Genomic DNA, 13,416 nt, shown 5'->3' with positions numbered 1-13,416 from the left:
CTTGAAGAATTCCCTTACTGCGGCCGGCGCCCTGGCCGTCGCCGTCATACTGTCCGCGTGTAGCCCGAACCAGCCCACCGTGCAGGCACCACGGCCGGTACGCACCGTTGAAATCAACTACGACAATGCCCGCGAAGTCAGTCGCTACGTGGGCACCGTACAGTCGCGACATGAAGTCGACCAGGCCTTCCGCGTAGGCGGCAAGGTCGCCCAGCGCAAAGTCGATGTAGGCCAGATGGTGCGCGAAGGCGACATACTGGCTGTGCTGGAGGACAGCGACTACCGCCTCGCTGAGGAAGCGTCGCAACAGCAGTGGGCGGTTGCCGTCGAACAAACGCACCAGGCCGACTCGGAGCGCCAGCGCCTGACCGCGCTGAAGGCTGACGGCTCGGTCAGTGCGGCCGACGACGAGCGTGCACATACAAATGCCCAGACCGCGCATGCGACCGCCGAGGTCGAGGCACGAAAGCTTGAACTCGCGCGCAACCGGCTCAAGTACACCGTGCTGCGCGCCTCGCATAACGGTGTCGTCACGGCTGTGCGCTTTGAGGCGGGGCAAGTCGTGGCGGAGGGCCAACCGGTAGTCTCGGTGGCGAATCCGGATGAATCCGAGATCGTCGTCGATGTGCCCGAGGATCAGCTGTCCGTCTTCAAGGGGGCGCACTTCAAGGCATCACTGGCCAGTGCGCCGAACGAGACCTTCGATGTCACGCTGCGCGAGCTGTCGCCGCAGGCTGCGGCGCAAACGCGCACCTATCGCGCACGGCTTAAGCCGGTGAAGGCGCTGCCGCTGGGCGCCACCGCCACGGTAAAGGCCGAGCGCATGATGACCAGTGTCTCAGTGGCGGCCGTACCGGCGACAGCACTGACGCAAAGCGCCGGCCAGCCAGCGCTGTGGGTAGTCACGCCCGCGGGCAAGGATCCGGTCGGCACCGTCGAGCTGGAGCGTGTGGCCGTTTGGGGCTACCGCAACGACGAGGTGCTCGTCTCCGGGCCACAGGCCGGTGTATTGGTCGTCACCGCTGGGGTCCAGAAGATGACGTCCGGAATGAAGGTCGCGCTCCCCGGCGCGGCGATCGTTGACGCGAACACCACGCAGCAGGCTGCCCGATGAACAACTTCAACCTCACCGACTGGGCGCTGCGCCATCGCGCCATCGTCCTGTTCATGCTCCTCATTGTCGCGGTGGCCGGTGCCTTCAGCTTCACCAGGCTCGGTCAGCTCGAGGATCCGAACTTTTCCGTGCCCTCCATGACCGCCATTGTCATCTGGCCAGGCGCCACCGCCCAGCAGTTGCAGGACCAGGTCCTCAATCGCATGGAGAAGAAATTCGAGCAGCTCGACAACTTCGAGAAGGTGGTCACCTACGCGCGGCAAGGCTACGCAGGCATGACGCTTACCGTGCGCGGCGGCACCTCCAAGGCCGACCAGCGCGAGGCCTGGTACCAGGCGCGCAAGAAACTCAACGACCTGAACCGTGAGCTGCCTGACGGCGTGATCGGCCCAATCGTAAACGACGAGTACGGCGACGTGTATGGCCTGATGTACGCGGTCAAGGGCGACGGCGTTGGCCACGCCGACCTGTCGGACGCGGCCGAGGACATCAAGCGCAGCCTGCTGAAGGTGCCGATGGTCAAGAAGATCGATGTCATCGGCAAGCAGGCCAAGCGTGTCTACGTCGAGTTCTCGCACGAGCGCCTGGCAGCGCTGGGCATTACACCGCTGGCCATCGCCGAAAGCCTCAAGAGTCAGAACGCCCTGTTGCCCGCAGGCCAGATCGACACCCATGGCGACCGCGTCATGGTGCGCGTGAGCGGTCAGTTCGCCAGCGAAGACGCTATCCGCAACGTGCCCATCGCCGCGAGCGGCCGGCTGATCAAGCTCGGCGACATCGCAACCGTCACGCGCGGTTTTGAGGATCCACCAACCTACACGGTCCGCCATAATGGCCAGCCGGTGCTGATGCTTGGCATCACGATGACCAGCGACGGCAATATCGTAGACCTCGGCAAGGCGATGGGGGTGGCGGTCGACAAGATCCAGTCCGAGCTGCCGCACGGCGTGGAACTGGAACGCGTGGCCGACCAGCCCTCCACGGTGAAGGACGCGATCTGGGACTTCGAGCGGTCACTGATGGAAGCGCTGATCATTGTGATCGCGGTGAGCCTGGCCAGTCTGGGCTGGCGCACAGGCCTTGTTGTCGCGACCTCGGTGCCGCTGGTGTTGGGTGGCGTGGCATTGGTGATGCTGGCGATGGGCTGGAATCTCGAGCGCATCTCGCTCGGTTCACTGATCATTGCGCTCGGCCTGCTGGTCGATGACGCGATCATCGCGATCGAAATGATGGTGGTGAAAATGGAAGCCGGCATGGACCGCGTGAAGGCGGCCGCCTTCTCCTATCAGTCCACCGCCATGCCGCGACTGACCGGCGCACTGATCACCGTCGTGGGCTTCTTGCCTATCGGCCTCTCGAAGTCCACCACCGGTGAGTACGCGGGTGGCATTTTCTGGATCGTCGGCGCCGCGGTGCTGTTCTCGTGGATCTGCTCGGGTATCTTCACACCCTACCTGGCGGTCAAGATGCTGCCCAATGACTTCGGCAAGCACCAGCATGCCGGCGATCCGTATGACACGAAGGTCTACCGCAAGCTGCGTGGCCTGATCGACACCGCCATCGAGCGCCGCTGGGTGGTCATCGGCGCAACGTTTGGCGCCCTGGCGCTGGCGCTGGCCGGTATGAAGTTTGTGCCGCAGCAGTTCTTCCCCAACAGTTCGCGCCCTGAGTTGGTCATCGACCTGCGCCTGAAAGAAGGTTCGTCCTTCGCGGCAACCACCGAGCAGGTGAAGCGGATGGAGGCGCAGCTGTCGAAGGACGACGAGGTCAAGTACTTCACCGCCTACACCGGCGCCGGCGCACCGCGCTTCTATCTCTCGCTCAACCCCGAGCTGCCGAATCCGGGCTTTGCCCAGTTCGTCGTGATGACCAAGGATCTGGACGCGCGCGAGCGGGTGCGTGCGCGGCTGATGACCGCAGCCGAGCAACAGTTTCCGCAGGCATGGGTGCGCGTAACCCGGCTTGAACTGGGTCCGCCCGTCGGCTACCCGGTGCAGTTCCGCGTCGTGGGGCCCGATACCCAGGTGGTGCGCCAAATCGCCCGCGATGTGGAGAAGGTGGTCGCGTCCAACTCGAAGGTGCGCGATCTCCAGCTCGACTGGAACGATCCGGTTCGCACACTGAAAGTGCAGCTTGATCAGGACAAGGCAAGCGCGCTGGGCCTCACACCGGCCGACGTGTCGCTGGCGACCCAGACCGTGATGAACGGCGCAACCCTGTCACAGCTGCGTGAACACGAGGACCTGATCGACATCGTGGCGCGTGCCGTGCCTGAGGAACGCTTGAACCTCGACACACTGAAAGACATCAACCTCTACACGCGTCAGGGCACGGTGGTGCCGCTGTCGCAAATCGCACAGGTGCACTCTGAACTGGAAGAACCGGTGCTGTGGCGCCGCAACCGCGACATGGCGATCACAGTGCGTGCCGACGTGAAGGATGGCGAGCAAGGTGTATCGGTGACACAGGAAATCCAGCCGTTGCTCAAGGACATCGAAGCCAAACTGCCGACGGGCTATCGCATAGACGTGGGTGGCGCGGTGGAGGAAAGTGACAAGGCCAACAAGGCGCTGCTCGCCGTGGCCCCACTGATGCTGATCACTATCCTGCTGCTACTGATGCTGCAACTGCAGAACTTTTCCCGCATGTGGATGGTGATGCTGACTGCACCGCTGGGCCTGATCGGTGTGGTGCCCGCGCTGTTGGTGTTCCAGTCACCGCTGGGCTTCGTCGCGATCCTGGGCATCATCGCGCTGGGTGGCATGATCATGCGCAACTCAGTGATCCTGATCGACCAGGTGCAAACCGAAATCGCTGAAGGACGCGACCCGTGGAATGCTGTGCTGGATGCCGCCATTCACCGGGCCCGTCCGGTGATGCTGACGGCGCTGGCCACCGTGCTCGCAATGATTCCGCTAACGCGCAGTGTGTTCTGGGGGCCGATGGCCATTGCGATCATGGGCGGCCTTACCGTGGCGACGCTACTGACGATTTTCTTCGTCCCGGCGCTGTACGCCGCATGGTTCAAGGTTCGCCGTCAGACGGTCGCTGACACCCAACAGGTAAGCGGGGACGCCGTACTCGCTTCTGAGTGATGACCACAGACAGACATCTGCCAAAAGCAGCCAGCCAATGAAACTGTAGCCTGCGACCGAGATCAATCACCGGTTAATACGGCTTGGACAACTCAAACGCTGGCTCAAAGCGCACCAAAGCGGGAAAGCGCAGCATCGATAAATCGTCGGAGTTTGGCTGTTCTCTGACGATTTGCCGTGTAGAGCAAATGCATTGGTCGGCTCGGCGCTTCGAAATCAGCTAACAGTCGCACCAACTCACCGCTTTGCAGCGCTGGCTCAAGAAAGTCTTCAGGTCCAAGGACAACTCCAAACCCGTCGAGCGCTGCTGACAGCAGTGCTTTGCTCTCATTGACCTGCAAACGGCTGGTGACTTGTACCTTATGAACTGTGGAGCCTTTGCAGAACTGCCATTCGCGGTCGGCCGGGCGGGACCAATAGGCATATCCTAAACACTCGTGGTTCTCGAGATCACCCGGCGTTTGTGGCGTTCCGCGCTCAACCAGATAGTTCGGTGCTGCAAGACTCCCGCCCGAAAGCTGCGCCCGACCGACGCGCACTCCCGATCGCGGCTGATTATTCGGTCGCGAAAGCCTTGGTTATCACGCTGCTGGACGAGATTGGATTCGATGCTGTCGATGCTGGCAGCCTTGATGAAAGCTGGCGATTCGAACGGGCTAAACCTGCCTACTGCATACCATTGGATAAACAGGGGTTGAAGGCTGCCTTGGCTGCGGCCCATCGACAGGTCGAATTGCCCGAGGGATCGCGGCGCCGCTGAACAGCCCGCAACCCACTGGGTCGGTCGCTCAAAAAGCGGTTGTACTTCACTGTTTCGGGGCAAGCAGTACGTCTTTCCCCGTATTGCATGCTTCTAAGCTGATCCGCGGGAGCGACGCGCCATTTTATAAATTACAAAACGGGGCCACTACATACACGGACCCGTCACGCTCAACTACCAGCCTTGAGGTAAAATAAAGCTATGCATTAGCAGATTCCACAGCACTCTTGAACGGGCACATGATTAATGCCGATGCAAAACCTCATAGTTCAGCAAGTCACAGGCGGCAATGACAGTCGCTATTACTTTCAAGTCGATCAAACCTGGTTTCTACAACCTGCCCTTTGAGCCATTTCTCAAAATCAAAAAGAGCCTCGCCTTGATCTATAGGCGCGTAATAGACAAGGCGCAAGTGCCTGTCGACGTCAATCGTTAATGTCGTATGCTCCAATGTAACATCGCCGAATGACTCGATCGAAAGATGTCGAATGCCTTGGCAAGGTCCGTGAATGTCCTGCCTTGACCACCAGCCTTTAAACTCCGAACTCATTTTCTCAAGTTCACGTACCAATGACGCGACATCGCTTTCTTTCGAAGCGTGTACGTAATCCCTACGAAAACTGGAAAGCATCTGGATCGCCTGGTCGTCCCACGGGCAGAAAAGTGATCTCATGCGCTCATCGGTAAACAGCATCCATAATATATTCCTTTGCTCAGACGGCTTATCTGAAAAGTTGAAAACCTTGTCTGCTGCGGGATTCCAGGCAAGAACATCCCAACGAAGATTTAGAACATAGGCGGGCCGCAAAGGGAGATCCGCCAGCAGGCGGTGAACAATTTGGGGGACTACGCACCATGTTTCGCCTTGCTCGGCCGGTGGACGCTGATGGGTGAGAAGGTAAAGATGCCTGCGCTCCATTGCGTCAAGCTTAAGAACCCGACACAGATTGTCCAGGAACGCTGGCGACACACCAATATCTCGCCCCTGTTCGAGCCATGTATACCAAGACAGCCCTACGCCCGCCAATGCGGCTACTTCTTCGCGACGCAGCCCAGGTGTTCTGCGTCGACCAGTGGCCGGTAAACCAGCCTCTGCGGGTGATATACGCTCGCGGCGGCTGCGCAAAAACTCAGCCAGATCCTGTCGAGTACGCTCTAAATTCCTTTCCATTACCCAGTTACTCCTAGTAACACCATAAACAGTGGCCATTGTACTGACTATTAGCTTGCTAAAGAATCCGCTTGGCCCGTAAACGAGAGGCCAGTTCTCACCCGCAAAGGATTATCGCGGGATTCGCTGCCAAGGAGTAGAAAGAATGTATCAAGCACTTTTGCAGGATAAGCTCGAGGCGCTGCATACCTCAGGGCAATATCGGCACTTCACAACGCTAAACAGAATTTGTGGCCGCTATCCTATGGCTCATCTCACTGATAACGATGACAGCGAAGTTGTAGTTTGGTGCAGTAACGATTATCTCGGCATGTCCCAACATCAAGACGTCAGAACGGCAATGCACCATGCAGTCGATAGCTATGGCGCTGGTGCAGGCGGATCGCGCAACATAGGTGGTACGCATTATCTCTTCAGCCGCCTTGAGACGAGTATTGCTGACTGGCATGGCAAAGAGGCAGCGCTGGTATTCCCAACTGGTTTTGGCTCGAATGATGCCACCCTTCAGTGCCTGCTTCGGCAACTCCCAGACTGCGTAGTCTTCAGTGACGAACTGAATCACGCCTCTATCGTCAATGGTATCAGGGCAGTCACAACCGAGCGGCAGGTGTTCCGTCATAACGATGTAACTCATCTTGAGCAGTTGCTGAGCAAGTACCCGATTGATCGCCCAAAAATTGTAGTGTTCGAGTCCATCTATTCAATGGACGGAGACCGTGCACCCATCGCGGAAATTGTGCATCTCGCGAAAAAATACAACGCACTGACCTACCTTGATGAAGTCCATGCAGTCGGTATGTATGGCCCCCGTGGAGCAGGTTTGGCTGCCGAATTGGGTGTCGAGGACCAGTTGGACATCATTCAGGGCACCATGGCCAAGGCTATCGGCATCATCGGCGGCTACGTAGCGTCCAGTCGGACTGTCATCGATGCAATTCGATCACTCTGCACTGGCTTCATTTTTACCACCGCTCTGCCACCCGCCGTGGTCGCGGGCTGTCTCGCGAGTATTGAGCACCTTAAAACGAGCAACAGCGAGAGAGCCTCGCTGCACTCCAAAACCCAGTACCTTCGCTCTCTGCTCCAGATGCGCGGCATTCCAGTGATGCAATGCTCAACCACTCATGTGCTGCCTGTACTTATTGGTGATGGCCCTTTGTGCAAGGCTGCTGCCGAACGTCTGCTTTACTCACACTCCGTGTACTTGCAGCCCATCAACTCGCCTTCTGTGCCGATTGGTACTGAGCGGTTCCGAGTGAACGTGACGCCTAATCATTCGGAAGCCCAGATCGAGCATCTTGCCGACGCGTTGCGGGAGACGTTCCTCTATTTCAATATTCCTCTCGCCCCAGGCTCCGAGATTAGAGGTGTCGCATGACACGGTGCGACGAAATAGTCGTGCGGCAGGCGACAAGCGAACATTTCGGCGCAGTCATCGAGCTAAGAGCACTTTTACTTGAAGGTTCCGAGGCGAGTTATGCCTGCACATCCGTCGAAGAAAAGAAGCTCTGGCGGGATGCCTACAGTGCCTGGCTCCACGAGGTACTGAGCATTTCGCAAACAACCCATTTGTTGGTCGCGGTCAGCGATAGCCAGGTAGTGGGATGTGTGACTGGTTTTGTGGATCGTCGGGCGCCTGGACCTGACTGCCTCAACGGCTTGTGCGGCTGGGTCCAGTCACTGGTCGTCTTGCCAGCGTTCCGGTCTCGCGGCCTGTCACGGGCTTTGATGCAGTCACTCACGAGTTGGTTTGAGGCCATGCGAGTCGGCAAAGTTGTGCTTCAGTCTACCCCCGCCGCGGAACCCCTTTACGAACGACTAGGCTACCGCCGCAGCTCGGAAAACATATGGACTTGGCAAGCGCGGGAGCAAATTGCATGAACATCCTGATTATTGGGTTGGGCTACGCGGGCAAACGCTTCCAGCGCGCATTTGAGCAGTTGAGCCAGAACTACGATATCCAACTCTCATATTGCTCTCGGCGGCCGAAGAACAGCCTTATTCCCTACTATGCCAATCTCAAAGATGCACTGAGTGAACTGCAGCCCGCCATCGTCGTGGTGAGTGCCAACGATATCAACCATGCGGAAGTCCTCACCGATCTGGCCGGCTACACCGGATTCGTGATCTGTGAAAAGCCGATGCTGACCTCTTCTGACGACCTCTTGGTCATCAGCGAAGGGTTACGTGATGTCAGTGGTTTTGCTTTGGATCTGGTTGAACGTTATTCAGACGCAACCGCACGACTCAAGCTGCTGGCTGAAGCCAATGACTGGCAACTTTTAAGGTCGAGTTTCCATTGGGGTAAAGATCGCCTCAACGATTACCGCCCTACCTGCGGAGTTGTCAGTGAGGTCATCCACGCACTGGATCTGGTGAGCTGGATCTGTCCTTCACCTGCCCCGCTGAAACTGCAGCATGCGATTGGCGTTAAATCAGATTTCTCTATTTCTGGCACCGACGTGTTGGACACAGTGATGTTCACTGCCGATCTCGGGGGGGCCGCGGTAGCTGGCTACGCGAGCTTCGTAAACATCCACCGACAACGCACCGTTGACTTCACATTTGCCGATCCGGCGGGCCGGATTATTCACTCTCGCCTGGAATTTGATGAACCAAATTGGGACAGCGACCATCTTCGAATCTGGACCCGCAATGAGCATGGGGCAATCGTGGATTTGGAGCACCGCAGCTATCAAGCTGCCTCTGGTTCGTCGACCTCGACGATCCTCAAACTAAGTCGGCTATGCCTTGATGTCTTGCGTTTCGTTGTCGATGGTGAGCACCCCCTCCAACCCTTCGCGGGCTTGGAAACAACGATTCAGCTGCAGGAGCTACTCAATGAAATCGACACTCAGTCATTGACAGGTACTTCTGTCCAGTATGTGCAGTCAGGCACGCGAACCCTCATACCGGAAGACGCTGATCTAGAAAGTCTCGGCTAAGAAATTTAACAAGGAGTTTAATTATGTGCGGTATTGCTGGATGGCTTTCTTTTGGCCAAGACCTGATTCATCAACGTCCCACGCTTGAACGCATGACCATGACTATGGCCAACCGCGGACCGGATGCCGGTGGCGTATGGATTGATGGCCCAGTGGGGCTGGGCCATCGTCGCTTGTCTATCATCGACCTGGAAGGTGGCCGCCAACCCATGCTCGCGCGGAACGCGGGCACCGTTGCGGCGAGTATCACCTACAGTGGCGAGGTTTATAACTTCCGCGAGTTGCGTAACGAACTGCTGAGTCGGGGTCATCAGTTCGAAACCCAGAGCGATACAGAAGTGGTGCTGCGCGCCTACATTGAATGGGGAGTGGCATTTACCGAACACCTCAACGGCATGTACGCGTTTGCAATTTGGGATATGCACACCCAAACGCTACATCTAATCCGTGACCGGATGGGCGTCAAACCTCTTTACTACTTCGAAACCAAAGACGGCGTCATTTTCGGATCTGAGCCCAAGGCTCTGCTCGCCAATCCTTTGGTACCCCGTAACGTGGGTGCAGACGGCCTCCGTGAAATTTTCGAGATGGTCAAGACACCCGGGCAAGCGATCTTTGAAGGGATGCGAGAGGTACTGCCTGGCGAGTTTGTCTCAATCAATCGTAACGGCCTCACGCGTCATTGCTATTGGAAATTGGAGGCGAAAGAGCACACCGACAGCCTGGAACAGACCATCAAGCACACGCGGGATTTGCTCGAGGATATTGTCGATCGCCAAATCGTCGCGGACGTACCGTTGTGCAGTCTGCTCTCAGGTGGCCTGGATTCCTCGATCATCACAGCACTGGCGTCCAAAAAGCTTCTGGCCGCTGGCAAGGAGAACATCCGCTCGTTCTCACTTGACTTCATGGATCACGGCGGCGGCTTCACCAGCGATGCGGTGCGGGGAACCCCGGACGCGCCATTCGTGAAAGACCTGGTGCAGAAGATCCGTTCAACTCACGGTGAAATTCTACTCGACAGCCGAGAGATGGCAGATCCAGAGCTTCGTTCGAAAGTCATTCGAGCGCTGGACTTGCCGCCCGCATTCTGGGGCGATATGTGGCCTTCACTCTATCGCCTCTTCGAAGAAGTGCGTCGGCACTCGACAGTCGCGCTTTCCGGTGAGTCCGCCGACGAAGTCTTCGGTGGTTACCGCTGGTTCCACGATCCAGATGCCATCCAGGCGGATACATTCCCTTGGCTCACGTCGGTGACCGGTAAGTATTTCGACGGCAAACCGCTGTTCGCGAAAGGACTGATGGAGAAGCTGTCCATGGACCAGTTCGTGGGTGACTCCTATCAGCAAGCGCTTCGTGATGTACCCGAGTTACCGGGTGAAAGCGCAACGGATCGTCGCATGCGGCAGATGACATACGTGAACCTGACGCGCTTTGTGCAGACCTTACTGGACCGTAAGGATCGCATGAGCATGGCTGTCGGCCTTGAGGTTCGGGTTCCGTTCTGCGATCACCGTCTGGTCGAATATGCATTCAACATCCCTTGGGAAATCAAGGCTTTTGACGGCAGAGAGAAAAGTATTTTGCGCGCGGCGACCCGGGACCTGCTTCCGACTTCCATCTCGGACCGTGTGAAGAGCCCGTATCCGTCCACCCAGGATCCTGCCTATGAGGCCGTTCTGAGGGCGGATCTCGCCGCAATCATGGCTGATCCACATGCGCCAGTTCGCGCACTGCTTGATGGCAAGCAAGTCAGCGACACCCTTACCCGCCAACTCGGCAATAACTCCCCTATGTACGACCGCATGGGCATGGAGTTAGCGGTTGGACTAAACGCGTGGCTCACTGAGTACGACGTGAATCTGGTGATCTGATGAAGCCTGGGGGGCGACAGTGCTAATGCCCCCTGCGCTTCGCACAAGGAGTAACTAACTAATGTCAAAAACAATACCGGGATCGGTTTACCTGATCGCTGTTGGCGCCTTTGCCTTAGGGATGGCGTCCTACGTGACCGCGGGCCTGATCCCTATGATCGAGCTTGCCTTTGATGTGCAAGTGGCCGTGGCTGCGCAACTGGTCACCGCATTTACACTGGCTTATGGCATTGGCTCGCCTGTCTTCGTCGCCCTGCTGCCAGCTCAACGACAGCGGTTCGGCCTGCTGGTTGCGCTAGCGCTGTTCGTTATCGCCAATGGGGCAAGTGCGTTGGTCGATAACTTTGCCGCGCTGCTGATTTGTCGCGCCCTGGCCGGCATCGGCGCGGGCGTCTACCTCGCAACAGGCATCGCTGCATCCGCAGCAGTCTCGGCACCCGAGCTGAGAGGCAAGGCCATTGCGATCATCATGGGCGGCATGGCCAGCGGAACGGTTCTTGGGGTGCCTGTCAGCCTGCTGCTCGCCGAGCAATTTGGCTGGCAGATGGCCCTGTGGCTGGTGGCCTTTCTCGGGCTGGTTTCCTGGTTAGGACTGATCCTCAAGCTACCCGCGATTCCCGCAGGCCCGGCGATGCCCATGGGCCGAAAACTTGCCCTGCTGGGAGACAGGAACGTACTGACCATTCTGGTGGTTTCGCTGCTGGCAGCAGTGGCCAGTCTTGGCATGTACACCTTCATGGTTCCGCTGATGGCAGAACCGGCCTATGGCGGAGTAGGCAACATAACTCCCTATCTTTGGGTCTGGGGTCTGGGTGGCGTGGCGGGCAGTTTCCTCGTAGGGCCTCTGGTGGATCGCATCAAGGGGCCGACGCTCACATTTCTGATCCTGATAATCCTCAGCGTTTCATTGTTCGCGCTACCGGCAGCCGCTGCAGTAACGCCTTGGCTTGCAATGCTCCCGATTGCCTTGTGGGGTGCCGTGGGCTGGGCGCTGCAGGTGCCTCAGAACAATGAATTGATCGCTGCGCGTGATCATAAAGGTGATGGAAATCTTGCCGTGGCTCTGAATGAGTCGGCGCTCTACCTGGGTAGCGCCTTGGGTGCCGCAGCGGGGGGCTTCATATTGCTCCTGCAAATGCCGGGCTGGACATTGGCCGTCAGCGCAGGAGCGGTATCCGTTGTCGCCGCTATCGTGCAAATCCTGCATTTACGCAACAGGAAAATGCACGCTGTTAACGGCGTGACAAGCGTTTCTGCTCAGTAAAAAGAGACCGCGACTTGATAGTGAAGTCAGGTGCCGAGTGATCGGCACCTTGACACCGTGGCAGCAGGAAAAACTATCCATGTTAGACCCTGGCACGGCATCACCTGGCTAATAACTATAGCCATAACTATTTATACAAAATTCTATCGTGATGGTGAGTGCATGGACGAATCATGTAGGGATACTCACGTTTTTCGGCTGACGGACGCTGAAAAAGAGGGGATTCGCGACGCGTTGGTGGATATCTGCTACGAGCCAACAGGGGGCCGCAATTACATCCAGAAGATCCGCACGACTGCGTATCGGATATTTCCGGAGCGTTTGATTGAAAAGCTCGAGTCACTGAAAAATGACGACGCGTCTTATTGTCTGTTTGAAAATCTCCCCGTGGATGATGCGTTTGGCAGTCCACAACGAGACGCAGACAGTTTGGGCTTCAAAAACGGGTACCTCTCAGAAAACGTATTGGTGGCGTTCGGCAGTTTGATTGCAGAGCCCTACTCCATCAGGCACGAGGGACCGAAACTGGTCAATGACTTGGTTCCGCACCCTGAGGCGGCAACCGAATACACCGGTAACGGGTCGGAAGTTGAATTGGACTTGCACACTGAAAACGCTTTCCAGACTTATGACAGCCGTGGCGACACATCGCCATTGGCACTCATGCTGCTTGGGGTTCGGAGCGACCCACACACCTCAGGCCCGAAAACCCGGGTTGCCGATGCCAGGGAAGCGCTGAAAGCACTGAGTGAAAGTGACATTCAACTGTTATATGGCAAGCATTTTATAATTCGGCAACCTTATCGCTGGAGGAACAGTGGCGCTCACTCCAGTGAAACCTTCTTATACCCCATATTGACCGGACCGATATCTCATCCCCGGGTCACCGCAGCATTTTATCCAGACATGGTTGTCGCCGTTGATGAAGCCGCAAAAAACGCCTATTCGAAATTCTACGACACCCTGAAACAAGTCACACACGCTATAGATATACAACCGGGAAAGTTAGTGTACGTAAATAATCGATTTACGCTGCATTCCCGTGACAAGTTCACACCCACTTTTGACCCGAATGGTCACGCCTATCGCTGGGTCCAGCGCTTGTTTCTCACGAACAATTTGTGGAACTTTCGATCATTCAAAAAGAGCGGCACCCGAATTTTTGAACCCACTGCCCACTGATTTCAAGAGGT

At 57.2% G+C, this 13,416-nt stretch carries 9 protein-coding genes and 2 pseudogenes; 9 read left to right on the top strand and 2 right to left on the bottom strand.

All coding sequences use genetic code 11. The features are described 5' to 3' along the window. The first annotated feature begins 1 nt into the window (after position 1). The gene (locus AC1RKH_RS01250; protein ID WP_493060774.1) at positions 2 to 1,114 is read left to right on the top strand and encodes an efflux RND transporter periplasmic adaptor subunit; all 1,113 of its coding nucleotides are present in this window, start codon (positions 2 to 4) and stop codon (positions 1,112 to 1,114) included. Then, positions 1,111 to 4,209: an efflux RND transporter permease subunit gene (locus AC1RKH_RS01245; RefSeq protein WP_493060773.1), complete on the top strand. Its 3,099-nt coding sequence runs from the start codon at positions 1,111 to 1,113 to the stop codon at positions 4,207 to 4,209. Before AC1RKH_RS01250 ends, AC1RKH_RS01245 begins: the two co-directional genes overlap by 4 nt. A 104-nt stretch (positions 4,210 to 4,313) precedes the next feature. Here the strand turns inward: AC1RKH_RS01245 and AC1RKH_RS01240 are convergent. Beyond that, a pseudogene (locus tag AC1RKH_RS01240) lies at positions 4,314 to 4,709 on the bottom strand (LysR substrate-binding domain-containing protein); the annotation flags it as partial. Between AC1RKH_RS01240 and AC1RKH_RS01235 the strand changes: the two are divergent. Beyond that, positions 4,706 to 4,969: pseudogene (locus tag AC1RKH_RS01235) on the top strand (NADP oxidoreductase); the annotation flags it as partial. The pseudogenes AC1RKH_RS01240 and AC1RKH_RS01235 sit on opposite strands and share 4 nt — an antisense overlap. Positions 4,970 to 5,246: 277 nt before the next feature. On the opposite strand, the gene AC1RKH_RS01230 reads toward AC1RKH_RS01235, so the two are convergent. Next, positions 5,247 to 6,140, bottom strand: coding sequence for a helix-turn-helix transcriptional regulator (locus AC1RKH_RS01230; RefSeq protein ID WP_493060772.1), 894 nt, complete (start codon positions 6,138 to 6,140; stop codon positions 5,247 to 5,249). Positions 6,141 to 6,285: 145 nt separating this feature from the next. On the opposite strand from AC1RKH_RS01230, the gene hemA reads away from it, so the two are divergent. The 6 genes from hemA (at position 6,286) to AC1RKH_RS01200 (ending at position 13,405) form a co-directional block, all read left to right on the top strand. Next, positions 6,286 to 7,518 (top strand): 5-aminolevulinate synthase, encoded by a 1,233-nt coding sequence (gene hemA / locus AC1RKH_RS01225; RefSeq protein WP_493060771.1) that lies wholly within the window; start codon positions 6,286 to 6,288, stop codon positions 7,516 to 7,518. Continuing rightward, a complete protein-coding gene (locus AC1RKH_RS01220) occupies positions 7,515 to 8,021 on the top strand; it encodes a GNAT family N-acetyltransferase (RefSeq protein ID WP_493060770.1) in 507 nt (168 codons plus the stop codon). The genes hemA and AC1RKH_RS01220 overlap by 4 nt, the downstream gene beginning before the upstream one ends. Beyond that, positions 8,018 to 9,085, top strand: a complete 1,068-nt coding sequence (locus tag AC1RKH_RS01215; protein WP_493060769.1) for a Gfo/Idh/MocA family oxidoreductase — start codon at positions 8,018 to 8,020, stop codon at positions 9,083 to 9,085. Before AC1RKH_RS01220 ends, AC1RKH_RS01215 begins: the two co-directional genes overlap by 4 nt. A 23-nt stretch (positions 9,086 to 9,108) precedes the next feature. After that, entirely contained in the window at positions 9,109 to 10,959 is a 1,851-nt protein-coding gene (gene asnB / locus AC1RKH_RS01210; protein WP_493060768.1) for an asparagine synthase (glutamine-hydrolyzing), read from the top strand. 61 nt (positions 10,960 to 11,020) lie between these two features. Further along, complete coding sequence (locus AC1RKH_RS01205; RefSeq protein WP_493060767.1) at positions 11,021 to 12,223, top strand: MFS transporter; 1,203 nt, start codon at positions 11,021 to 11,023, stop codon at positions 12,221 to 12,223. A 162-nt stretch (positions 12,224 to 12,385) separates the two neighbouring features. Continuing rightward, positions 12,386 to 13,405 carry a TauD/TfdA family dioxygenase gene (locus AC1RKH_RS01200; RefSeq protein ID WP_493060766.1) on the top strand — a complete coding sequence of 340 codons (1,020 nt, stop codon included), beginning with the start codon at positions 12,386 to 12,388 and terminating at the stop codon, positions 13,403 to 13,405. Positions 13,406 to 13,416: the final 11 nt, after the last annotated feature.

It is taken from the genome of Pseudomonas sp. GW822-FHT06B12, from assembly GCF_058799675.1.
The sequence above is the reverse complement of the archived record's forward strand: the minus strand, read 5'-3'. Positions and strand labels throughout refer to the sequence as shown.